General features: G+C 64.3%; 21 protein-coding genes. 13 read left to right on the top strand and 8 right to left on the bottom strand.

Annotated elements, in window-relative coordinates; genetic code table 11:
• Positions 1-104: 104 nt before the first annotated feature.
• Entirely contained in the window at positions 105-635 is a 531-nt protein-coding gene (locus ACN8M7_RS15655; protein WP_490261357.1) for a DUF3087 domain-containing protein, read from the top strand.
• On the opposite strand, the gene ACN8M7_RS15650 is transcribed toward ACN8M7_RS15655, so the two are convergent.
• Positions 636-1397 carry a carbon-nitrogen hydrolase family protein gene (locus ACN8M7_RS15650; RefSeq protein WP_490261356.1) on the bottom strand — a complete coding sequence of 254 codons (762 nt, stop codon included), beginning with the start codon at positions 1395-1397 and terminating at the stop codon, positions 636-638.
• A gap of 339 nt (positions 1398-1736) precedes the next feature.
• Here ACN8M7_RS15650 and ACN8M7_RS15645 point away from each other — a divergent pair, with 339 nt between their 5' ends.
• Positions 1737-3047 (top strand): CitMHS family transporter, encoded by a 1311-nt coding sequence (locus ACN8M7_RS15645; RefSeq protein ID WP_490261355.1) that lies wholly within the window; start codon positions 1737-1739, stop codon positions 3045-3047.
• A gap of 64 nt (positions 3048-3111) precedes the next feature.
• On the opposite strand, the gene ACN8M7_RS15640 is transcribed toward ACN8M7_RS15645, so the two are convergent.
• Positions 3112-3849, bottom strand: coding sequence for a GntR family transcriptional regulator (locus tag ACN8M7_RS15640; protein WP_061240271.1), 738 nt, complete (start codon positions 3847-3849; stop codon positions 3112-3114).
• Positions 3850-4028: 179 nt separating this feature from the next.
• Here ACN8M7_RS15640 and ACN8M7_RS15635 point away from each other — a divergent pair, with 179 nt between their 5' ends.
• Positions 4029-4850 carry an amidohydrolase family protein gene (locus ACN8M7_RS15635; protein WP_197432186.1) on the top strand — a complete coding sequence of 274 codons (822 nt, stop codon included), beginning with the start codon at positions 4029-4031 and terminating at the stop codon, positions 4848-4850.
• Positions 4851-4887: 37 nt separating this feature from the next.
• A complete protein-coding gene (locus tag ACN8M7_RS15630; protein ID WP_061240273.1) occupies positions 4888-6189 on the top strand; it encodes an SLC13 family permease in 1302 nt (433 codons plus the stop codon).
• Between the two features lie 815 nt (positions 6190-7004).
• On the opposite strand, the gene ACN8M7_RS15625 is transcribed toward ACN8M7_RS15630, so the two are convergent.
• The 3 genes from ACN8M7_RS15625 to ACN8M7_RS15615 form a co-directional block, all read right to left on the bottom strand.
• Positions 7005-7568, bottom strand: coding sequence for a COG3904 family protein (locus ACN8M7_RS15625; RefSeq protein WP_490261379.1), 564 nt, complete (start codon positions 7566-7568; stop codon positions 7005-7007).
• A gap of 66 nt (positions 7569-7634) precedes the next feature.
• Positions 7635-8834 (bottom strand): MFS transporter, encoded by a 1200-nt coding sequence (locus ACN8M7_RS15620; protein WP_490261354.1) that lies wholly within the window; start codon positions 8832-8834, stop codon positions 7635-7637.
• A 74-nt stretch (positions 8835-8908) separates the two neighbouring features.
• A complete protein-coding gene (locus tag ACN8M7_RS15615) occupies positions 8909-9832 on the bottom strand; it encodes a LysR family transcriptional regulator (RefSeq protein ID WP_490261353.1) in 924 nt (307 codons plus the stop codon).
• 294 nt (positions 9833-10126) lie between these two features.
• Here ACN8M7_RS15615 and ACN8M7_RS15610 point away from each other — a divergent pair, with 294 nt between their 5' ends.
• Positions 10127-11176 (top strand): SDR family oxidoreductase, encoded by a 1050-nt coding sequence (locus tag ACN8M7_RS15610; protein ID WP_490261352.1) that lies wholly within the window; start codon positions 10127-10129, stop codon positions 11174-11176.
• Positions 11177-11222: 46 nt separating this feature from the next.
• Positions 11223-12533, top strand: coding sequence for an NTP/NDP exchange transporter (locus tag ACN8M7_RS15605; RefSeq protein ID WP_490261351.1), 1311 nt, complete (start codon positions 11223-11225; stop codon positions 12531-12533).
• Positions 12534-12576: 43 nt separating this feature from the next.
• On the opposite strand, the gene ACN8M7_RS15600 is transcribed toward ACN8M7_RS15605, so the two are convergent.
• On the bottom strand, positions 12577-13278 hold the full coding sequence (locus ACN8M7_RS15600; protein WP_490261350.1) for a glutathione S-transferase N-terminal domain-containing protein: 702 nt from the start codon (positions 13276-13278) through the stop codon (positions 12577-12579).
• A gap of 365 nt (positions 13279-13643) precedes the next feature.
• On the opposite strand from ACN8M7_RS15600, the gene ACN8M7_RS15595 reads away from it, so the two are divergent.
• The gene (locus tag ACN8M7_RS15595) at positions 13644-14081 is read left to right on the top strand and encodes an HIT family protein (protein ID WP_061240278.1); all 438 of its coding nucleotides are present in this window, start codon (positions 13644-13646) and stop codon (positions 14079-14081) included.
• 72 nt (positions 14082-14153) lie between these two features.
• Here ACN8M7_RS15595 and ACN8M7_RS15590 read toward each other — a convergent pair whose 3' ends face one another.
• On the bottom strand, positions 14154-14420 hold the full coding sequence (locus tag ACN8M7_RS15590) for a DUF2790 domain-containing protein (RefSeq protein WP_490261349.1): 267 nt from the start codon (positions 14418-14420) through the stop codon (positions 14154-14156).
• 182 nt (positions 14421-14602) lie between these two features.
• Between ACN8M7_RS15590 and ACN8M7_RS15585 the strand changes: the two genes are divergently transcribed.
• A complete protein-coding gene (locus ACN8M7_RS15585) occupies positions 14603-15028 on the top strand; it encodes a hypothetical protein (protein WP_061240280.1) in 426 nt (141 codons plus the stop codon).
• A gap of 84 nt (positions 15029-15112) precedes the next feature.
• Positions 15113-16396, top strand: coding sequence for an FAD-dependent oxidoreductase (locus ACN8M7_RS15580; RefSeq protein ID WP_490261348.1), 1284 nt, complete (start codon positions 15113-15115; stop codon positions 16394-16396).
• A gap of 6 nt (positions 16397-16402) precedes the next feature.
• On the opposite strand, the gene ACN8M7_RS15575 is transcribed toward ACN8M7_RS15580, so the two are convergent.
• Positions 16403-17155 carry a tetratricopeptide repeat protein gene (locus ACN8M7_RS15575; RefSeq protein WP_490261347.1) on the bottom strand — a complete coding sequence of 251 codons (753 nt, stop codon included), beginning with the start codon at positions 17153-17155 and terminating at the stop codon, positions 16403-16405.
• A 141-nt stretch (positions 17156-17296) separates the two neighbouring features.
• On the opposite strand from ACN8M7_RS15575, the gene pnuC reads away from it, so the two are divergent.
• From pnuC to aguA, 4 genes are all read left to right on the top strand, one after another.
• Positions 17297-17863 carry a nicotinamide riboside transporter PnuC gene (gene pnuC, locus ACN8M7_RS15570; protein WP_490261346.1) on the top strand — a complete coding sequence of 189 codons (567 nt, stop codon included), beginning with the start codon at positions 17297-17299 and terminating at the stop codon, positions 17861-17863.
• A 1-nt stretch (position 17864) separates the two neighbouring features.
• Complete coding sequence (locus ACN8M7_RS15565; protein ID WP_490261345.1) at positions 17865-18896, top strand: AAA family ATPase; 1032 nt, start codon at positions 17865-17867, stop codon at positions 18894-18896.
• 101 nt (positions 18897-18997) lie between these two features.
• On the top strand, positions 18998-19885 hold the full coding sequence (locus tag ACN8M7_RS15560; protein ID WP_490261344.1) for a LysR substrate-binding domain-containing protein: 888 nt from the start codon (positions 18998-19000) through the stop codon (positions 19883-19885).
• Positions 19886-19982: 97 nt separating this feature from the next.
• The gene (gene aguA, locus ACN8M7_RS15555; protein WP_490261343.1) at positions 19983-21095 is read left to right on the top strand and encodes an agmatine deiminase; all 1113 of its coding nucleotides are present in this window, start codon (positions 19983-19985) and stop codon (positions 21093-21095) included.
• The last annotated feature ends 8 nt before the right edge of the window (positions 21096-21103 follow it).

Below are 21103 nucleotides of genomic sequence, written 5' to 3'. Positions count from 1 at the left end.
GAGCTATGACAGCGCTTGTCCCTAGGGCACAGGCGATACGGATTCGTGCCGCATGGGCGAGCTGTCGTACCATCGCGCACTGACCCCGCTACGAGCTTTCGCGCATGTTCGAAATTCAAGCCATCGACCCGGTCCATTACCGTCAGCAGACTCGCCGCAGCACCGCCTTGATAGCGGTTATCTTCGTGGCACTGGCCATGCTCTGCGCCACGCTGAGCACGCAGGTGTTCGGCACGCCTGGTGGCGACAACTTCAAGTGGAACCTGCTCGGTGTGGCGGCGGGGCTGGGCTTGAGCATCGCCCTGGTGCGCCAGCAACTCTGGTCGCGGCCATTCATGGCGCCGGCGGTTTACGGTTGGCGGCTCAAGCGCAGCCTGATGCGCGTCACCAATGTCATGCATCACGTCAAGGCGGGCGTAACGCAGGGGGACGAAAGCGCGATGAAGCTGCTGCGCTTCTACCACCTGGGGGTGACCCAGATGCATCAGCTCGATGGCAACTCCAGCGAGCTGAGCCAGATGGTGCGCGAGATCGACAGCCATCGCGAGGCGATGGAGCAGCAGGGGCTGGACGTCGAGCAGACGCGGCTCGACCTGGCCTGGCTGGAGCGGGTGAAGGTGTTCAAAGAGGCCTGATCAGTCGCCCAGCGACAGCGCCACGGTCTGACCCTGCCAGATACCCTGGCGGCGCCGCGCGATCACCAGGCAGTCGCCTGTGCTGGTCGCGCTGACCACCAGTCGTCCGCCGGGCGCCCAGAACGCGCTGCGCCCTGCGCAGGCCCAACCGCCGGAAGGGCCGCCGTGGTTGGCCATCAATACCCCGAGGGCCAGTTCGCTGGCATAGCCTTTGAGTAGTTCGCTGTCGTGCGGGTAGCCGTTTTCGCTGATCAGCACGCTGGTCGCGTAGATCCCTGCGCCGTCCTCAGCCGCGGCCCGTGCATGGCTGGCGTGAGTGAAGTCTGCGCAGATCGACAGTGCAATACGTTCGCTGCCGATATGCAGTGGTGCACCGCCAGTGCCAGGGCTGAACACCTGTTCTTCACCCGCATGCAGATGCTGTTTGGTGTAGACCCTTTGTGCGCCATCGGCGCCGAACAGCAGGGCGCCGATCAAGATCGCGTCGCTGGCTTGCGTCCGCAGCGGCAGCCCGACCAGGGTGGTCATGCGCAATTGCCTGGCCAGTTCGCGCAGCGGCTGCAGCCTTGCAGCATCCACCGTTTGTGCCAGTCCCTGTGCCAGCGAAGGCTCGTAGCCGGTCAATGACAGCTCGGGGAACAGCAGAAAGTCGATGCGTTGCTCGGCAGCGAGCCGCATGACCTGCAGGTGGCGATCGAGGTTGGCGTCGAGGTCTCCGGCGATGGAGCAGTACTGGGCGGCGCAGATAGCGAGGTCTGTCATGGCGTCTGGTGTCCCGTGAGTGGCGCCAGTAGAGCATGGATTGCCGTCGCAAGGGCTCGAAGTGGCTCGCACTCGCGAGGTAGTGGCGATTTTGAGATGGACGTCTTAATGACCTGTCGGCGGTCTCTATAACCGCATTGGCCAGGATTGGGTGGTGGACAAGGGCTATACCCTGCAATGAGCAAGGTCGGGGCAGCGTCGCAGCTGCCCGGTTTCGTGACATATGCACTGACACTTGCCCGGTAGTGTGTTCGCCGCTTAAAGGTTTTTGAAAGGTTCGCCTCTTAGCCTCCGCACGCGCCTTTCGCGTGCTTTACAAGAAAAAGAGGAGAAAGCGGTTTGTTGACCCTGATTGGCCTGTTGACCATCTGCAGCCTGGTTGTGCTGCTACTCATAGGGCGCATGTCGCCTGTTCTGCCGTTGATCGTGGTGCCACTGCTGGGTGCTCTGGCTGCGGGCTTCGGGCCTGAGGCCATCTCCGGTTTCTTCACTGATGGCGTCGGCCGTGTGACGGCGATTGCCACGATGTTCGTTTTTGCCATTACCTTTTTTGGCGTGCTGCAGGACACCGGGCTGTTCCGCCCGCTGATCGGCGGCATGGTGCGGCTGACTCGCGGCAACGTGATTGCCGTGACCGTGGCCACGGCGGTGATCGGCATGCTGGCGCATCTCGACGGAGCCGGCGCCACCACCTTCCTGCTCACCGTTCCTGCCTTGCTGCCGCTGTACAAGCAACTGCGCATGAGCCCTTATCTGATGCTGCTTTTACTGGCGCTCGGTGCCGGCATCTTCAACATGCTGCCCTGGGCCGGTCCGCTGGGCCGCGCCTCGGCGGTGACCGGTATCGAGGTCACCGAGCTGTGGCGTCCGTTGATCACCATTCAGGGCATCGGTGTGGTGCTGCTGGTCGCGCTGGCGGCGCTGCTGGGCTGGCGTGAGCAGCGTCGTATCGCTGCCGGCAAGGCTGACGACGAGGGCGTGTTGGTGGAAACCAGCAGCGACCTGCACGAGCCGAGCGACGAGGAGCTCGCGCTGGAGCGCCCGCGTCTGCTCTGGGCCAACGCCGCGCTGTTCCTGGGGGTGCTGGTGTCGCTGTTCTCCGGCGTACTGCCGGCGGGCTACATCTTCATGATCGGCCTGTGCCTGGCGCTGCTGATCAACTATCCGGGCGGCAAGGCGCAGATGCAGCGTATCTCGGCGCACGCTCCGGCGGCGCTGAGCATGGGCATGATCATCCTGGCCGCTGGTTCGATGCTCGGTATCTTCACCGGCACCGGTATGCTCACCTCTATCGCGCAAGATCTGGCTGGCGTGCTGCCGGCGTCGCTGGTCGGGCAGATGCACATCGTGCTCGGCCTGTTCGGCCTGCCGATGGAGCTGATGCTGAGCACTGACGCCTACTACTTCGGCCTGCTGCCGGTGACGCTGGAAGTGGTCGGCGCCCAGGGTGTCGAGCCGGCCAGCGTCGTCTATGCACTGACCATCGGCAACATCATCGGTACCTTCATCAGCCCGTTCTCTCCGGCACTGTGGCTGGCGCTGGGCCTGGCCGGGCTGGACCTGGGCCGGCACATCCGCTACTCGCTGTGGTGGATGTGGGGCTTCTCGCTGGTGCTGTTCGGCGCGGCCTGGGCTCTGGGCTTGTTCTGACAAGCCCTGCCATCACCGCATCTCACGCCCGGGCTTGCCCGGGCGTGTCGCATCTGGGGCGTGCTTAGCTGATTTCCACCTGATAGCGGAAGTTCTGCGCGGCGGCGCGTGACAGGCGATATTCCAGCGGCGTGCGGTCGTAGCCCAATGCGGTACGTTCGATGATCACGCTCGGGCTGGCCTCGGTTACATCGAGAAGGGCCGCGAGTTCGGCATCGATGGCGGAGACGGTGAGGGTTTCCTGGGCCGAGGCGATGCGCTGGCCGCAGTGCTGCTCGTAGAAGGGGTAGAGCAGTGGCGGAAAGTCGGCGGGGGCGATCTCCAGCAGGGCGCCGAAGCGCTCGGCTGGCAGCCAGATTCGCTCATGGAACAGCGGGCGGCCGTCGATCAGGCGCAGGCGCTGGAGGAAGATGCAGGGTTCGCCTTCGTCCAGCTTCAGAGCCTGGCTGACGGCCGCATCGGCAGATACCTGGCGGCACTCGAGGATGCGGCTTTGTGGTACCTGGGACTGGCCGCTGGCGCTGACCTGGCGGAAGAAGCGAAACAGCGAGCCATCGAAGTTCGGCCGGCGCACGAAGGTGCCACGCCCCTGAGCGCGCAGCAGCAGGCCTTCCGCGACCAGCGTTTCCACGGCCTTGCGCACGGTGCCCACGGCCACGCCGTACTGGCGGGTCAGTTCCGCTTCGGTGGGGATGGCCTCGCCAGGCAGCCATTCGCCAGCGGCGATTTTCCCCAGCATTTCGTCGCGTAGCCGCTGATACAGCGGCAGGCGTTCGTCCTGTCCCAGAGCCGTGGTGCCCATAAACCTCAAATCCAAAAGTCGACCGGCCGTCACTTTACCACTGGCTCGCAGATTGACAGCATCCGATCTCTGTAGATACAGTCATCCAATCATATATATGAATATATGTTTTATAAGAAGTAGCCGCCGTACTGGCCGGCTCGTACAAAAATCGACAGAGGTATCGCTTCGTGACGCCCATGCCTTATGCCGGAATCACCGGCATCGACACTCACGCGCACATCTTTCGCCAGGACCTGCCCATGGTTCCCGGACGCCGCTACAGCCCCAGCTATGACGCCACCGTGGAGCAGTATCTGGGCCACCTGGATGCGAGCGGTCTGTCCCACGGTGTACTGATCCAGCCCAGCTTTCTCGGCACCGACAACCACTACATGGTCGATGCGCTGCGCCGTTTCCCCGAGCGCCTGCGTGGCGTCGCGGTGGTCGATGCGCAGGTCAGCGACGCCGAACTGGACGAACTGGCCGCCGCTGGCGTGGTGGGGATACGCCTGAACCTGATCGGCAAGGTGCTGGAAGACTACGCCGGCAGCGCCTGGAATGACCTGTTCCGGCGCCTGGCGCGTCGCGGTTGGCAGGTGGAGATCCAGCGTGGCTTCGACGATCTGGCGCTGATCGTGCCGGCGATCCTCGAGTCCGGCGTCACCGTGGTGATCGACCACTTCGGCCTGCCGGCTGCGAGCGTGCAACTGGACGCTACTCAGCATGACGTCTTCTTCGACCTGCTCGGCCAGGCGCCGGTGTGGATCAAGCTTTCAGCGGCTTACCGCAGCCAGTCCGACCTGGCCCGCGCCCAGGCCATCGAAGCTCGCCTGCGCGAGGCCTGTGGTGGCGTAGGTCGCTTTCTCTGGGGCAGCGATTGGCCCAACACCCAGTTCGAGTCGCAGACCCGCTACGATCAGCAATTAGCGCTGCTCGAGGCCCTGCTGCCCAACCCCGAGGAGCGCCGTCGCGTTCTGGTGGAGAACCCTGCAACCCTGTTCGGTTTCGCCTCGGCGTAACCACTGCTCACATCAGAACAACAAAAGGAGTCAAACCATGATGAGCCTGCTCGTCGTCGCCGCGATCGTCCTCGCCGTCGCGCTGGGGTACACCACCAAGATCAATATCGGCCTGTTCGCCATTGCCTTTGCCTACCTGCTGGGCTGCTTCGGCATGGGCATGAGCCCGGGCGAAATCATCAACATGTGGCCGCTGAAGATCTTCTTCGTGATCTTCTCGGTCTGCCTGTTCTACAGCTTCGCCACCGTCAACGGCACCCTGGAAAAACTCGCCGGGCATCTGCTGTATCGCTGCCGTGGCGTGCCGCACCTGCTGCCGTACGCGATCTTCCTGACCTCGGGGCTGATCGCGGCCATGGGCGCGGGTTACTACACCGTACTGGCGTTCATGGCGCCACTGACCCTGCTGCTGTGCCAGCGTACCGGCATGAGCCTGATCCTGGGCGGCATGGCGGTGAACTACGGCGCGTTGGGTGGAGCGAACTTCGTTTCCAGTCAGAGCGGCATCATCTTCCGTGGCCTGATGACCAGCGCCGGTATGCCCGAGAGCGAGGCGTTCGTGAATGCCCTGGCAATCTTCGCCAGCACCGCAGTGATCCCGGTTCTGGTGATTTCGGCCTTCGTCTTCCTCGGTGGCCATGGCCGCAACCTGAAGAACGCGGTTATCAACGCTGACCTGCCGCAAGCCTTCAACCGCGAGCAGAAACTGACCCTGCTGCTGACCGTGCTGATGATGGTGCTGGTTCTGGCTGCGCCGCTGGCCCTGCTGGCCTTCCCGGACAATGCCACGGTCAAGTTCATCAACAGCAAGGTGGACATCGGCCTGATCGCCAGCGTGTTCTCGGTGATCGCGCTGCTGCTCAAGCTCGGTGACGAGCGCAAGGCCATCGCCTCGGTGCCCTGGTCCACGCTGATCATGATCTGCGGTGTCGGCATGCTGATCACCGTCGCGATCAAGGCCGGCACCATCGATGCCCTGGCATCCTGGATCAGTGGCAACATCCCGCCAGTGATGATTCCGGTGGCCTTCGGTGTGGTTGCTGCACTGATGTCGATCTTTGCCAGCACGCTCGGCGTGGTGACGCCGGCACTGTTCCCCATGGTGCTGCCGTTGTCGGCTTCGATGTCGATCGATCCGATGATCATCTTCATCGCCATCGTGGTGGGCGCACAGGCCACTTCGATCTCGCCGTTCTCCTCCGGCGGCAGTCTGTTGCTGGGTTCGTGCACCGACGAGAAGGTGCGCTCGACCCTGTTCTCGCAACTGCTGCTGCGCGCCGCGCCCATCGGCTTCGTCGCGGCGATGCTGTTCAACCTGGCGATGACGTTCCTGTTCTGATGAATAAAGGTTTTTCGCATCGTTTGGGGAAAGTGTGAGTTGATACCGGCTGGCAATTAAGTGTTAGCTGCCGGTGCTGGCACTATCCCTTAGCGCATCGTCTGATCTGATGGGTTTCGCCCCTTACGGGCGAGTCACTTTCTCTTGCTTGCCCAAGAGAAAGTAACCAAAGAGAAGGGCACCCCGCCATCCGGCCCCGGCTGCGCCGGGGTTCCCTCCCTCCATCACCACTCCAGGGGTACGCCACGAAGGGCCATCCCTGGCCCATCGTGGCTCTCGCGACATCCATGTCGCTCAACCCCTTACGTGGCGATTCCACTCGGCCTCCTGAAGGGGACTTGGGCGTCGTCTGTGAAATCGCGCTTCAAGAGCAAAAGCCAAACGCTACCGACTTTGATCTTCCGGACATGTCGCAAGCTCGCGACTAGGTCCCGTCAGGAGGCCGAGTGGAGGTGTTGCGTAGGGGAGTGAGCCGCATGGATGCGGCGAAAGGCTTAAAGGGCCAGGGATGGCCCTTTTAAGCTGGCCCCCGGAGCAGCGCCGGAGCGAGGGAAGTTTCGCGTAGCGAAACCCGGATGTCGGGGTGCCCTTCTTTGGCACACCTTTCTTGGGCAAGCAAGAAAGGTGTGGCGCCCGTAAGGGGCGCAACCCAAACGCTCAGCGCACGCGGTAACGGATAGTGCTAAGCCCGTGAGCGATACGCACACAAATTTGCCAGCCCGGTGTCATGCGTATCACCCGCGAGAATGCTCAGAACCTGAAAAAGGCCCCGGCATCGCGTGATGCCGAGGCTTGCTTCACTTCAGCGGGTATCGCTATTTCAGTCGATAGCGTCGCAAGTCATCCTTGCTCAGCAGACGCAAGCGCCCTGGCGCGACCTGATAGATCGCTTCGGCCAGGCTTGCATCGACGCCCATGTCGCGAAAGTACTTGGCCGGGCTGAACGGCTGGCTGCCATGGACGGACTGCGCCAGTGCCGAGTCGCCAGCCGGGAAGGGCGGCCGGCGCAGGGCGACATGGCCGTTGACCGTGCGCTTGCTACCGGCAGCCAGCAGGTAGATGCAGCTGCCCTCGCACATGCCGCCTGACGGCACCAGTGCTTCGAAGCCGGTTTCGCGCAGCAGGCGGCCCATGCGGATGGCCTCCGGGGCGCTGCCGCCGATGCTGTCGAGCAGCACGATCTTGCGCGTGTACTTGCCTGGATTGGTGCGCAAACCCTGCAGCAGCTTCTCGTAGTCGCCGGGAACGATCTCCGCCGAAACCTTCGCCGCCAGCATGCCGGCATTGGCCTCGATTTCGACTTGGGCGTGGGCGTGGGCGGTCAGAGCGGTGAACAGGGCGGTGCCGGTCAGGGCGAGTCGTAAACGCTGGGCAATCATCGGGCGGGGCACGCGACAGTGGCTCGGGAGGCAGACAATACCTGCCGGCGCACTATCTCGCATCTGTCAGATTGGCGCGCTCTTGTTTTGCACCTGCCATGCCCAGGCGAACAGCACCAGGCCGCCGATGGCCGTGGCCGCGCCGATATATCCGGTGATCGTCCAGCCCATGCCGGCGCTGATGGCCAGGCCGCCGAGCCAGGGGCCGAGGGCGTTGGCGACGTTGAAGGCAGCGTGGTTGGAGGCGGCCGCCAACGTCTGCGCGCCCGTGGCAACGTCCATCAGGTGGGTCTGCAGGGCCGGGCCGAGGGCGATCATGGTGCCGAGAGCGAAGATCGCCGGCAGGATGGTCCACAGGCTGTGCGCAGCGAAGGGGAAGATCAGCAGTACCAGGGTGCTCCAGGCCAGGATCCAGGCCACGGCGCGCAGGCGCAGGCGGTCGAACAGCCAACCACCGGCACTGTTGCCGACGATGCAACCGGCACCGAACACGCCCATCGCCAGGGGAATCCAGCCTGGCCCGACCTGGGTGACGTGCAGCAGGGTCGGCGCCATGTAGCTGAACACGCAGAACATCCCGGCGAAACCGATCGAGCCAATGCCCAGGGCCAGCCAGATCGGCGCGCGGTTGAAGGCACGCAGCTCGCCAGCGGGGCTGCTGCGCTGTTCGTGCGGGTCGGCTGGCAGGAAGATCGCCACCATGGCGATGGTGGTGATGGCGATCACCCCGACCAGGGCGAAGGCATAGCGCCAGCTCATGAACTGGCCAAGCCAGGTGGCCAGCGGGTTGCCGATCAGAATCGCCACGGTCAGGCCGGCCAACACGCGGCTGACCGCCTTGGCGCGCTTGTGTGGCGGCGCCATGGACGCGGCAACCAGCATGGCGATACCGAAATAGGCACCATGCGGCAGGCCGGCGATGAAGCGGAAGATCAGCAGCGGCTCGTAGCTCGGCGCCAGGGCGCTGGCGAAGTTGCCAAGGGCGAAGCAGCCCATCAGCAGCAGAAGCAGGATGCGCCGTGGCAGGCGTGCGCCGAGCAGGGCCAACACAGGGGCACCGACCACCACGCCGAGGGCATAGGCGCTGATCACGTGGCCAACCTGCGGCTCGCTGACGCCAAGATCGGCTGCGACGTTGGGCATCAGGCCCATGATGGCGAACTCGCCGGTGCCGATGGCGAAGCCGCCGAGAGCCAGGGCGAGTTGAATGAGAAGGATCGCGCCCGGCGACAGGTTCGTCGCGGCGTCGGATGCAGAATTGTTCATGAGTGACCTGGAGGGGGAGAAGCAAGCGCGAAATTATAATCTCCCAGCGCTCTGCTTGGATATCGACAGCCGCTCTACTTCGGGCTTTGAGATAAGTGGTCGGGCGTGTTCAGAGCCTTCACGTAGTCGACGAAGGCGCGTAACGGCGCCGGTACGTGACGCCGGCTGTGGTAGTACAGGTACGGGCCGTCGAAGTGCTGCCACCAGTCCTGCATGAAGGGTTGCAGCTGGCCGCTGGCGAGGTGCGTCGCGATGTACTCCTCGAAGGTATAGAGAATGCCATGGCCGGCGCAGGCCGCGGCGATCAGCAGGTCCTGCGACGAGCTGACCAGTCGGCCTTCGGGCGTGACGCGCAAGGTGCGCCCATCCTGTTCGAACTCCCATACCCCGAGCTTGCCGCTGGCGAAACGGTAGCCGAGCAGGTGATGCTCGCTTAGTTCGCTGGGGTGTCGCGGCGTGCCATGGCGCTGCAGATAGCTGGGCGCCGCGACTGCCATGAAACACTGCCGGCGCGGCCCAATGGGTATGGCGATCATGTCCTTGGCCAGACTTTCCTCGTAGCGAATGCCGGCGTCGTAACCGCTACCGATCACGTCGATGAAGGTGTTGTCCATGTTCACTTCCAGCGCGATACCCGGGTAGCGAGCGAGAAAGCCATCGAGCAGTTGCGGCAGGATATGCCGCGCGATCACGCCGGGTACATGCAGGCGCAGCGAGCCGATCGGATTCTGCGGATCTTCCTGCAGGTCATTGAGCGCGGCGTTGATTTCATCCAATGCCGGGCGCAGACGCTCCAGCAGGCGTGCACCGATTTCCGTAGGCGTCAGGCCGCGTGTGGTGCGGTTGAGCAGACGCACGCCCAGTTCCTTCTCCAGACGGCGCACGCAATCGCTCAGCGACGACGCCGACATGCCACGGCGCTGCGCCGCAACGCGAAAACCACCGGCTTCGACCACGGCGGCGAACAGGGCAATGTCGGACAGATTGGGCTGGCGCATGGATGTCGGCTGGGTGGTGACGAAGTGCCCGATAATGCGGTGCGATGGCCGCTTTGCCAATCCTGAAGGGGAAGCTGGGATATAGCCCGGATGAAATCCGGGAAGGCATACCAACGGCCCCGGATTGCATCCGGGCTACGCTTCGTGTCCGCGAAACACCAGGTAACTGTCCGCCTGAGCGTATGCGCTGTTCGGCTTTGGACGGCTTATCGTACACCCCGCCTGCCTGCACCCTATGTCCTGAACTTGCGCCTGCTCTGGCGCATCGAGTCAACGGATATGAGGAATCAGCCGATGGACAAGAAGCATGCTATGGGGATAGGCCATACGCGCCGTGATGCCCTGAAACTGTTCGGTATGGTGGGTGGCAGTCTTGCCTTGCATGGGCTGTTGGGTGGTGTCCCGACGCTGGCCTGGGCCGACGTCGCACCGGATTGGCAGGCGACGGACATGCCGTCGCTGATCGGCAAGCGCATACTGGTCACCGGCGGCACCAGCGGCATGGGCTTCGAGGACGCCCTGGCTCTGAGCCGGGCCGGTGCGCAGGTGATCATCGCCGCGCGCAATGGACAGCGCGGTGCCGAGAGCATCGAACGTATTCGTGCTCAGGTACCCGATGCGCGGGTGCGTTTCGAGGTGCTGGATTTGGCCGATCTGGCTTCGGTACGCCGCCTGGCCCAGCGCCTGAACGCCGAAGTCGAGGTGCTGGACGTACTGATCAACAATGCCGCGATCATGGCGCTGCCTCAGCGCGGTGTATCTCGCGATGGTTTCGAGATGCAGCTGGCAACCAACTTCCTTGGCCATTTCGCGCTCACTGGCTTGCTCCTGCCATCACTGCGCAAGTCGCCTGACCCACGCGTGGTGACGCTGGCCAGCATCGCCGTGAACCGCGGCCGTATCAACTTCGATGACCTGCAGTCGGAGAACAACTACAACCCCTACGCCGCCTACGCCCAGTCGAAGCTGGCTTGCCTGATGATGGCATTCGAGCTGCAGCGGCGCAGCCTGGCCAATGGCTGGGGCGTGCGCAGCGTCGCCGCGCACCCTGGCGTCGCCGTTACCGAACTGGTCGAGCGCGGGCCAGGACTGCAAAGCGAGTTCGCTCAGGAGTGGGCGAAGGATCGCGATGTCTATCACTCGGCGGCGCAGGGCGCGCTGTCGTCGCTGTTCGCGGCGACGGCTGCCGAGGCCGAGGGCGGGCGCTACTACGGGCCGACCGGTGAAGAGGAAAAGCGCGGCCCACTGGGTCTTGCCAAGGTGCCGGAGGCGGCGGCGGACGCTGATGCTGCAGCGCGCCTGTGGTCGGTGGCCGAGCGTCTGACGGGTGTCAGATACGGCTGAGTGATACCGGTGCGCCTTATTGGCGCACCAGTTCGAGGGATTTCGCATGTCATCGTCAACGATGGCGCAGCGCGTGGCTCTGGCCATCAACGCGAAGCGCAACGAGCTGTGGCCGGCGCTGGCCGGTTTTACCCTGTTCTTCTGCCTGTTCTCGGGCTACTTCATGCTGCGGCCGATCCGCGAGGCAATGGGCATCGTCTCCGGCGTGGAGAACCTGCAGTGGCTATTTACTGCGACCTTCGTGGTGATGTTGGTCGCGGTACCGCTGTTCGCCTGGTTGAGTTCACGGGTGCCACGGATTCACTTCATCGACTGGGTGTATGGCTTCTTCACCCTGAACCTGGTGTTGTTCGCCCTGTTGTTCTTCAGCAGCGAAGAGCGCGTGTGGCTGGCGCGCAGCTTCTACGTGTGGATTTCGGTCTACAACCTGTTCGTCGTCTCGGTGGCGTGGAGCCTGATGGCCGACGTGTTCGACAGCGAGCAGGCCAAGCGTCTATTCGCCTTCATCGCCGCCGGTGCCAGTGTCGGCGGCCTGGTCGGCCCGGCGCTGAGCGCCGGGCTGGTGAGCACGCTGGGGCAGAGTGGGCTGATTCTGTTGGCGGCAGTGCTGCTGGCCGTGGCGCTGTCGCTCAAGCAGGTGCTGATGCGCTGGCGTGAGCAGGGCGGCGCCGGGCGCGCGGGGTCCGTGCAGGCGGAAAGCCCGCGGCGTCCGGTACCGGGCAATCCGTTCAGTGGCCTGATGCGCGTGCTGTCTTCGCCCTACCTGCTGGGCATCGCGGCTTTCGTGATCCTGCTGGCGACGGCCAGCACCTTTCTGTACTTCGAACAGGCCCGTCTGGTGGCCGAGCTGTTCCCGGATCGTGCTGCGCAGGTGCGAGTGTTTGGTGTGATCGACTTCGTGGTGCAGGCTGGTGCGCTGCTCTCGCAGCTGTTCATTACCGGACGCATCGCCCGGCGTATGGGCGTGCGCGTTTTGTTGGCCTGCGTGCCGCTGTTGGTGTGTGTTGGCTTCATCGGCCTGGCGTTGATGCCGACCTTTGCCATGCTGGCGGCGCTGATGATCGTGCGTCGTATCGGCGAGTACGCCTTCGTGCGGCCGGGGCGGGAGATGCTCTTCGCGCCGTTGGATGCCGAGAGCAAGTACAAGGCGAAGAACTTCATCGACACCGTGGTCTACCGCGCGGGCGATGCCATGAGTGGCTGGCTCAAAAGCCTGCTGGATATGCTGGCCCAAGGTGCCTGGCTGGTGGCGGTGGTCGGCGCTGCCTGCGCCGCGTTGTGGGGGCTGCTCGGCTGGTATCTGGGCAGGCAGGCCGACCAGCGCAGTGCCGAGCCACAGCTGGCGACAAGTCAATAGGTATCAGCGATGCGGGAGTCGGCGGCCGACTCCCGCAAGTGCATCAGCCTCGTGCCGGGATGTTCAGACCGCGCTGCACCGCCGGGCGGGCGAGGAAGGTGTCGAGCACGCGGCGCACGTTGCCAAAGCGCTCGAACTGCACCAGTTCGTCAGCCTTGTAGAAGTCCACCAGGCAACGCACCCAGGGCAGTACGGCGATGTCGGCGATGCTGTACTCGCCCGCGATCCAGTCGCGCCCCTGCAGGTGCTGGTCAAGCACACCCAGCAGGCGCGCGGATTCGGCGACGTAACGATCACGCGGGCGCTTGTCCTCGTACTCGGCACCAGCGAATTTGTGGAAGAAACCGAGCTGGCCGAACATCGGTCCCAGGCCGCCCATCTGCCACATCAGCCATTGAATCGTCTCGTAACGGGCCGCGGCGTCCTGTGGCAGCAATTTGCCGGTCTTTTCCGCCAGGTAGATCAGGATCGCCCCGGACTCGAACAGCGGCAGCGGGTGGCCATTGGGGCCGTCGGGATCGAGGATCGCCGGAATCTTGTTGTTCGGCGCCAGCGAAAGAAACTCGGGACTGAACTGGTCATTGCTGTCGAAGCTGACCAGGTGCGGCTCGTAGGGCAGGCCGATTTCCTCCAGCATGATCGAGACCTTGACCCCGTTGGGCGTGGGCAGCGAGTACAGCTGCAGGCGCTCGGGGTGCTGGGCAGGCCATTTGCGGGTGATGTGGAAGGGGCTGAGGTCGGTCATGTGGGGTTCCATGTCGAAAGGGCCTAAGAGCCTGTTCACGATCTGCTGCGCGTCGGCGCTACTGCGTTAAAAACAAGCAGGATCGCCAGCCCGGTCGGAATGCTCATGTACAAAAGTACAGTCGCCCGCGACCCCGGCCGTTCCTCGCTTGTTTTTGCGGGGCCGCCACCGGTGTTGTATCGCTCTAGCTCGCGAGATCCTGAACAGCCTCTACGAAAGGGGTGATCAGAACATGAGTGGCTGCGGCGCAGGAAATCGATCCAGCTGCTAGTAGTCATCGACTCGAGCAATCCTGCCTGGTTCCCTGCGTGCGAGCGAGGCGGTATGGTGCGGGTTTTCATCCACCCGGCACGGAGCCCATCGGCATGAGCCTGCACGGTACCTACGATTCCCAGAACATCTTCGCTCAGATCATTCGCGGCGACTTGCCCTGCTACAGACTCTACGAGGACGACGATGTACTGGCCTTCCTCGATCTGTTCCCGCAGTCGAAAGGTCACTGTCTGGTGATCCCCAAACGCGCTGCGGCGCGCAATATCCTGGAGATCGATGACGCCAACCTGGCCAAGGTCATGGCCGTGGTGAAGAAGGTCGCCCAGGCGGTGGTCGACGAACTGCAGCCGGCTGGCGTGCAGGTTGCGCAGTTCAACGGCGCGCCTGCCGGGCAGACGGTGTTCCATATCCACATGCACGTGATCCCGCGCTTCGAGGGCGAGGGCCTGGGCATTCACGCGGCCACCAAGGCCGACCCGGCCGAGCTGCAAGCGTTGCAGGCACGTCTGGTCAAACGCCTGCAGGGTTGAAACGGCATTGCCCCGGACGCATGACGCGGCCGGGGCAATAGTGATGACGCGCAGCAGGCGTTGGGCGAATGCCTAGCCGTTCTGGCTGCTTTGTCCGCCCCATTCCATGAAGCGCACCGCGCGCACGTCGCCCTGGCTGTCGCGGTAGACCATCACGCTGGGTACCACACCGCTCTTGCGGCTGTTGTCGGTGCGTTGCAGTACCTGGTCGATATCCAGCTGCATGCCGTACTGGTAGTCCTGTACATCCACCTTGGCGCTGGCGGGGGCTTTTTCGCTGGCGAAGGCCAGGGGCGCCAAAGCGGCGAGCAGGGTGGCGGTGATGGCTGCGAATTTCATGGCGATGGTCTCCGATCAGTTGCGCCGATTGGGGGCGCTGGGTTCGAGAGCCATGAAAACACCGCGCCCTTTATTGCAGAAATCGATGCGTGTGCTAGCGAACATCGCCGCCATCGATACCTTGCCCGCGGGCTCGCCAAGCCCAATACTCAGGCGGCACTCATCCGCCCATGGAGGGCTTCATGCGTTCGATCCTCATCGCTCTACCGCTGTTGCTGCTGGCTGGCTGTTCGTCGTTTCGGGGAGACCCCGAGAACGTCAAGCCAGTGTCGGAAGATCGCTTACTGGCATTTCAGGAGGCGCAGGCAAACGGCGCACAGATCGTGGTCAATCGCGACTTCGGGTTGATGGGCGGCGGTTGCTACGTGGCCATCGAAGTGGATCGCAAGGTTGCTGCACGCATCGGTGTGGGCGAGGTCGCGACCTTTCAGGTGCCGCCGGGTACCCGCGTGGTCGGCATCACGCCGGATCGCATGGACGACACCCTGTGCGGCATGGGCAGTCTGCTGCGTGAGGTAGCCGTGCCGGTGAAGAGCGGGGAAACCCAGCACCTGCGCATCGTCAGTCAGAACAAGGGTGGCTTCGATATCCGGCCGGACACGCCCTGATCGCTGTGCCGCTGTGCGTGCGTTCATATCGAGAGTCACGCGCGGCCGGTTAGTATTCCCTGCATCAAGACAGGGAGCAGCAACGTGAACGGATTGCCAATTGCGATAGTAGGGGCGGGTACCGCCGGGCTCGCCACGGCGATATTCCTCGCCCGCCAGGGTTATGCGGTGCGACTTCTGGAACGGGTCGAACAGTTGCAGCCGGTGGGCGCAGGCATCCTGTTGCAGCCTTCCGGCCTGGCCGTTCTGCAGCGGCTGGGACTGCTGGCCGAGTGCACCGCGCTGGGGGCAGCGGTGAGTCGCCTGTATGGCACCAGCTGTCAGGGGCGGGTGATCCTCGACACCCGTTATCACGACTGGCAGCCGGGCAGTTTCGGCCTGGGCATTCATCGCGGCGTACTGATGACGGCACTGCTCAATGCCGCCCAGCGGGCAGGTGTGCAGGTGGCAACTGGCGTGACGGTGAGCCGCTTCGAGCAGGCGAGCGGTCATGTGCGCCTGCTGCAAGAGCATGCCGATGGCAGTGAACAACCCCTGGGGGATTTCGCCGCGTTGATCCTGGCCGATGGCACGCGCTCGACCCTGCGCGCGCAGATGCAGGTGCGGCAGTGGTCGCGGCCCTATCCCTGGGGCGCGCTGTGGAGCATGTTGCCAACCTCATCCGCGACCGAGTCCGGTGAGCTGCGCCAGTGGTACCGCGGTTGCCGCGAAATGTTCGGGCTGATGCCGACTGGCTGCACCCATCAGGCGCGTGAGACGCCGCTGACCAGCCTGTTCTGGAGCTTGCCGCTCGCCGAGCACGAGAGGTGGCGCAGCAGCGGTCTGCAGGTTTGGAAAACCCGTGTGCGCAAGCTCGCTGGCGAGGCTTCAGAGGCGTATCTGCAGCAGATCGACGACCCCGCGCAACTGACCCTGGCCGCCTATGCCGATGTGCGCATGCAACGCTGGAACGATGCTCGCGTGCTGGCCATCGGCGATTGCGCCCACGCCATGAGCCCGCAACTGGGGCAGGGCGCCAACATGGCGCTGGTCGATGCCGCCGCGCTGGCTGATGTGCTGGGTGACGCCACCGATGTGGCCCAGGAGACGCTCGACTGGAACGCGTTGTTCGCCAGTTACGGTGATGCCCGTCGTGACCACCTGCGTTACTACCGTCAGGCCAGCCGCCTGCTGACGCCGCTGTTTCAGTCCAACAGCAACACCCTGGCCGTGCTGCGCGATATCGCCCTGATGCTGGCACGGCACAACCGTTTGGGTCGCCAGCATGCCGTCAGCACCCTGGTCGGTGCGCGCGGCGGCTGGCTCTGGTCGGGCGCGCAGAAGCGCGCGTTGCATGCCTGGAAGGGTGAACGTGAGGCGTGGGAGTAAAGCTGCTCAGCTGCGCTGCATGTCGAGCAGTGCCTTCTGACTCAGGTCCAGCCATTCCTTGTGCAGGGTGCTGTAATGCCGGGCGGAGCGGCGGGCGTGGGTCTGGATCTGCTGCAGCAGTTCGATGGCCTCGCGCTGACGTCCCAGTCGCTGCAGCAGCAGGGCATAGCGGTAGTTGGCTTCCGGGCTGGCGCTGTAGCTGGCGATTGCGCGGTATTCCTCTTCGGCCTTGAGGTCGTTGCCCTGGCTTTCCAGAGCGCGGGCATACAGCAGGTGGCCGTCGCTGGAGCGAAAGTCCGGGTTGTTGGCGATCAGTTGATCGAGGCTCGCCTGACAGCCGGCGAAATCGCCCAGGGCGAAGCGTGCCCTGGCCAGACCGAGGAGGATGTCCGGGGCGTCGCTGTGGATGCCGCGCAGGGCGGCCTGATAGTGCTGGGCGGCTTCTTCGGCCTGGCCCATGCGCAGCAGTTCATCGGCGAGCTTGACGCGGGTATCGCGGGTGTCGCGAATCTCCAGTTCGTCGCGCAGGGCACGCAGGTGGCGCTCTGGATCGATGCTGTCGTGCAGACGATTGAGCGTTTGCCGGCCACGCCGGCTGCCGAGCAGTTCAGGCAGCATGATGCCGAGGAAGTAGATCAGGCAGCCGAGGCCGGGCAGGGCGATGATCAGATACAGCCAGTAGCGTTCCTGGCCGCTGCGAACCACGTGGAGGCCGCAGGTGACTTGGCAGGCGATGACCAGCAGGGCGAGCAGAGGCATGGGGCGGTCCAGTCCTTTGGAGTGCGATAGGAGGCTTATCAGAGCATGGATCGGCCCTGTTGTCAGGTGACGCATGCACGGCTGTGGCCTGCGTCACGTGCTAGTCTGCGCGGCTGATTCCATGTCCATAAGGATGCGTGCATGCCGTCGTCGCTGGAGATTTTCGCCAACCTCTTCTATCTGGTTTCGGTCGTGCTGGCGGCGCGCAACTCGGTGCACACCTGGGGCGTCGGCCTGGTCGGTTGCGTTCTGTTCGGCTGGTTATTCTTCAGTGTACAGCTGTATGCCGATGTCACCTTGCAGGTCTTCTTCATCGCCACCAGCCTGCTGGGTTGGTGGAGCTGGCTACGCGGTCGCCAGGGTGGAGTGCTGCCGATCAGTCGCGCCGGTGCGGCCGGGCTTGGCCTGGCGCTGCTGCTCGCGGTTATCGTGGCCGGCGCATACGGCGCCTTGCTGCATCACTTCACCGACGCCTACGCGCCCTTCATCGACTCGCTGGTGCTGACCCTGAGCGTGCTGGCGCAACTGCTGCTGATGCGGCGCAAGCTGGAAACCTGGTACGGCTGGCTGCTGGTGAACACCCTCGCGGTGCCGCTGTTCGCTTCGCGCGAGCTGTACCTGACCGCATTCATCTACCTGCTGTTCTGGTGCAACGCCTGGTACGGCCTGTACTGCTGGCGCCGTGAACTGAACGCGCAGACAGCCTGAGATGAGCAAGCGATTTGCCTGTGGGCTGGTGGTCGGCAAGTTCGCGCCGCTGCACCAGGGGCATGAATGGTTGATTCGTCAGGCGCAGCAGCAGTGTGAACAGTTGGTGCTGCTCAGTTGGGCCCGCCCGGAGCTTGCCGGGTGCGAGCCTGAACGGCGGGCGAACTGGTTGCAGGCGCGCTTTCCCGAGCTGCGCATCTGGGTGGTGACGCCCAACTGGGTTGCCCAACAGCGTGCACGAGGTGTGGCGCTGCCGGATCTACCCCACGAATCCGAGCCCGATGCCGCGCAGCGCCAGTTCGTGGCTGACTTTTGCTTGGCCGTGCTCGGCCAGCCGGTCGATGCGGTGTTTACCAGCGAGACCTATGGCGACGGCTTCGCCGACCACCTGAGCCGGTGTTTCGGCCGGCCGGTGCAGCATGTCGAGATCGACCGTGCGCGCACGCAGGTAGCGGTGTCCGGTACACGTCTGCGCGCCGATATTCATGGCCTGCGCGACTACCTGGCGCCGCAGGTCTACGGCGATTTCGTCGAGCGCATCGCCGTGCTCGGCGGTGAGTCCACCGGTAAGAGCAGCCTTGCCCTGGCGCTGGCCGAGGCCCTGGGCACGCGCCACGCCGCCGAATATGGCCGAGAGTTGTGGGAGCAGCAGGGTGGCGCACTGGCCTATGACGACCTGCTGCGCATCGGTCGCACTCAGGTCACCCGTGAGCAGAGCCTGGCCGGACAGTGCCAGCGTTATCTGGTCTGCGATACCACGCCGCTGACCACGCTGTTCTATTGCCATGAGCTGTTCGGGCGTGCCGAGGTCGAGCTGGAGCAGTTGGCCGAGCGCCACTATCACCACCTGTTCCTGTGCGCCGATGACTTCCCCTTCGTGCAGGACGGCACGCGCCAGGACGAGACCTTTCGCCGTCGGCAGAACCAGTGGTACGAGCAGCAGCTGCTGCGGCGTGGCTGGGCTTTCACTCGCCTGACGGGCTCGCTGGCGCAGCGCGTCGATCAGGTGCTGTGCAGCCTGAGCGATACCTAGGCGACGGGAGTGAGCGCGCACCACGCTCAAGCAAGTGAAGCGCTTGCCGGCCGCCCGGCGGCTGGGGGAGGATGCCTTTCTTTGTCGCAACCGGGATCGTCATGCGTCGTCTGCCTTCGCTCACCGCCCTGCGCACTTTCGAAGTGGCCGCGCGGCATGCCCACTTCGGCCGCGCGGCTGCTGAGCTGTGCGTCACCGACAGCGCCGTCAGCCACCAGATTCGCCAGCTCGAAGAGCAACTCGGCAGCACGCTGTTCGAGCGCGACGGCCGTCAGGTGCGCCCGACGCCGCAGGCCAGGCGCCTGCTGCACAGCCTTCAGCAGGCCTTCGAGCTGATTGGCGAGGCCTGCGACGAGCTGCGTGATCCCGGCTCGCAGGCGCAACTGCGCGTCGCGGTTACCGCAGAGTTGGCGCAGAAGTGGCTGGTCGGGCGCCTGGCCGAGTTCGCCGAGCGCCACCCGCAGATCACCCTGCATCTGCACGAACAGCCGCTGGAGGCGACGCTGCCGGGCAGCGAGATCGATATCGCCATCACCTATGGCACCGGCCCGGACGATGCCAGCGCCTACTTCGTGCGGCCGCTACCGACCCTGCAGTTCTTTCCGGTGTGCAGCCCGGGCCTGTTCAACCAGTCGCCGCTCAAGCACCCACGCGACCTGGCGCGTCATTGCCTGCTGCATGACGATCAGGACGGCAAGACCTGGACCGCCTGGCTGACCACTCATGCTTGCGATATCCAGCCGACGCGACATCTGTACCTGGGCCATGCCGGCCTGACCATGGAGGCCGCTGCACGCGGCCAGGGCGTGGCCATCGGCGACAACCTGACCAGTGCCGAAGACCTGGCCAGTGGTCGCCTGGTGCGCCCCTTCGCGGCCCAGGTGCCGTCGCTCGGCCAGTACGCGCTGGTGTGCGAGCGCCTGCGTCTGGACAAGCCGGCAGTCGCTCATTTCATCGGATGGTTCACTGATCAGTTGGTCGATCTGTGAATTTAATTCAAGGGTTCCGCGATTATCGTCATTGGTCTTAGCGGCACCGACGGGCTTACTGTCGGGCTACTTCCAGCCACTGACGAGGAGCCGCGAAATGGCCCGTACCCTGACCTCCCTGCCCAAGGCCGACGGCTTTCGTCTGCCCGGCGAATTCGAAACCAAGAGCCGCTGCTGGCTCGGCTGGCCGGAGCGCCCGGACGTGTGGCGCAACGGCGGCAAGCCGGCGCAGAAGGTCTGGGGCGAAATCGTCAGCGCCATCGCCAGCAGCGAGCCGGTCACCGTCTGCGCCTCGGCAGCGCAGTACGCCAACGCTCGGCGCCTGCTGCCGGCGCATGTGCGGGTGGTGGAAATGACCTGCAACGACACCTGGTTCCGTGACAGCGGCCCGGCGTTTCTGGTGCATGACGAGACGGCCGAAGTGCGCGGCGTGGACTTCGAGTTCAACGCCTATGGCGGGCTCGATGGCGGGCTTTACTACCCTTGGGACAAGGACGATCAGATCGCGCAGAAGATTCTCGAGATCGAAGGCTTCGATCGCTATCGCGCACCTTTCATCGCTGAAATGGGCGGCATCCAGAGTGACGGTCAGCGTACCCTGCTGACCACCGAGCAATGCCTGCTCAACCGCAATCGCAACGCCCATTTGGGCAAGGACGAGATGACCCGCAGGCTGTCGGATTACCTCGGTGCCGAGCAGGTGATCTGGCTGCCACGCGGCTGCAAGTTCGACGAAACCGATGGCCATATCGATGACCTGGCCTGCTTCGTTCGCCCTGGTGTGGTGGTGATGCAGTGGACCGACGACCGCTCCGACCCGCAATGGGAAATCTACCAGGAGGCCTACGACATCCTGCGCAGCACGCGTGATGCCCGTGGCCGTACGCTGGAGGTGCACAAGCTGCCGCAGCCGCGCGTATTGGAATGGACGGCTGCGGAGGCCGAAGGTCTGGATCAGGACGATGCCACCCATACCCGCCAGGCCGGCACGCAGATCTGCGCCTCGTACATCAACTACTACGCCGGCAACTCGGCCATCGTCCTGCCGCTGTTCGGCGACGCCAACGACCGTGTGGCCCAGGCCACCCTGGCCGAGTTGTTCCCGCAGCATCGTATCCTCGGCATCGAGAACTCGCGGGAAATCCTGCTGGGCGGCGGCAACGTCGCCTGCATCACCATGCCGCAATACGCCGCGCCCCAGCGCGCTTAGGAGGCCCG

This window comes from Pseudomonas spartinae, from assembly GCF_965197125.1.
GTDB lineage: Bacteria > Pseudomonadota > Gammaproteobacteria > Pseudomonadales > Pseudomonadaceae > Aquipseudomonas > Aquipseudomonas composti_A.
Note: the sequence above shows the minus strand (reverse complement) of the source record. Positions and strands in the feature narration are given on the sequence as shown.

What these genes read in the sequence shown, in the direction of transcription:
- ACN8M7_RS15630 (WP_061240273.1), top strand. Translation starts at nt 4,888, where the DNA reads ATGATGAGCCTGCTCGTCGTCGCCGCGATCGTCCTCGCCGTCGCGCTG.
- ACN8M7_RS15615 (WP_490261353.1), bottom strand. Translation starts at nt 9,832, where the DNA reads ATGCGCCAGCCCAATCTGTCCGACATTGCCCTGTTCGCCGCCGTGGTC.
- ACN8M7_RS15640 (WP_061240271.1), bottom strand. Translation starts at nt 3,849, where the DNA reads ATGGGCACCACGGCTCTGGGACAGGACGAACGCCTGCCGCTGTATCAG.
- ACN8M7_RS15610 (WP_490261352.1), top strand. Translation starts at nt 10,127, where the DNA reads ATGGACAAGAAGCATGCTATGGGGATAGGCCATACGCGCCGTGATGCC.
- ACN8M7_RS15625 (WP_490261379.1), bottom strand. Translation starts at nt 7,568, where the DNA reads ATGATTGCCCAGCGTTTACGACTCGCCCTGACCGGCACCGCCCTGTTC.
- ACN8M7_RS15590 (WP_490261349.1), bottom strand. Translation starts at nt 14,420, where the DNA reads ATGAAATTCGCAGCCATCACCGCCACCCTGCTCGCCGCTTTGGCGCCC.
- ACN8M7_RS15635 (WP_197432186.1), top strand. Translation starts at nt 4,029, where the DNA reads ATGCCTTATGCCGGAATCACCGGCATCGACACTCACGCGCACATCTTT.
- ACN8M7_RS15575 (WP_490261347.1), bottom strand. Translation starts at nt 17,155, where the DNA reads ATGCCTCTGCTCGCCCTGCTGGTCATCGCCTGCCAAGTCACCTGCGGC.
- pnuC (WP_490261346.1), top strand. Translation starts at nt 17,297, where the DNA reads ATGCCGTCGTCGCTGGAGATTTTCGCCAACCTCTTCTATCTGGTTTCG.
- ACN8M7_RS15565 (WP_490261345.1), top strand. Translation starts at nt 17,865, where the DNA reads ATGAGCAAGCGATTTGCCTGTGGGCTGGTGGTCGGCAAGTTCGCGCCG.
- ACN8M7_RS15655 (WP_490261357.1), top strand. Translation starts at nt 105, where the DNA reads ATGTTCGAAATTCAAGCCATCGACCCGGTCCATTACCGTCAGCAGACT.
- ACN8M7_RS15560 (WP_490261344.1), top strand. Translation starts at nt 18,998, where the DNA reads ATGCGTCGTCTGCCTTCGCTCACCGCCCTGCGCACTTTCGAAGTGGCC.
- ACN8M7_RS15650 (WP_490261356.1), bottom strand. Translation starts at nt 1,397, where the DNA reads ATGACAGACCTCGCTATCTGCGCCGCCCAGTACTGCTCCATCGCCGGA.
- ACN8M7_RS15585 (WP_061240280.1), top strand. Translation starts at nt 14,603, where the DNA reads ATGCGTTCGATCCTCATCGCTCTACCGCTGTTGCTGCTGGCTGGCTGT.
- ACN8M7_RS15595 (WP_061240278.1), top strand. Translation starts at nt 13,644, where the DNA reads ATGAGCCTGCACGGTACCTACGATTCCCAGAACATCTTCGCTCAGATC.
- aguA (WP_490261343.1), top strand. Translation starts at nt 19,983, where the DNA reads ATGGCCCGTACCCTGACCTCCCTGCCCAAGGCCGACGGCTTTCGTCTG.
- ACN8M7_RS15620 (WP_490261354.1), bottom strand. Translation starts at nt 8,834, where the DNA reads ATGAACAATTCTGCATCCGACGCCGCGACGAACCTGTCGCCGGGCGCG.
- ACN8M7_RS15605 (WP_490261351.1), top strand. Translation starts at nt 11,223, where the DNA reads ATGTCATCGTCAACGATGGCGCAGCGCGTGGCTCTGGCCATCAACGCG.
- ACN8M7_RS15600 (WP_490261350.1), bottom strand. Translation starts at nt 13,278, where the DNA reads ATGACCGACCTCAGCCCCTTCCACATCACCCGCAAATGGCCTGCCCAG.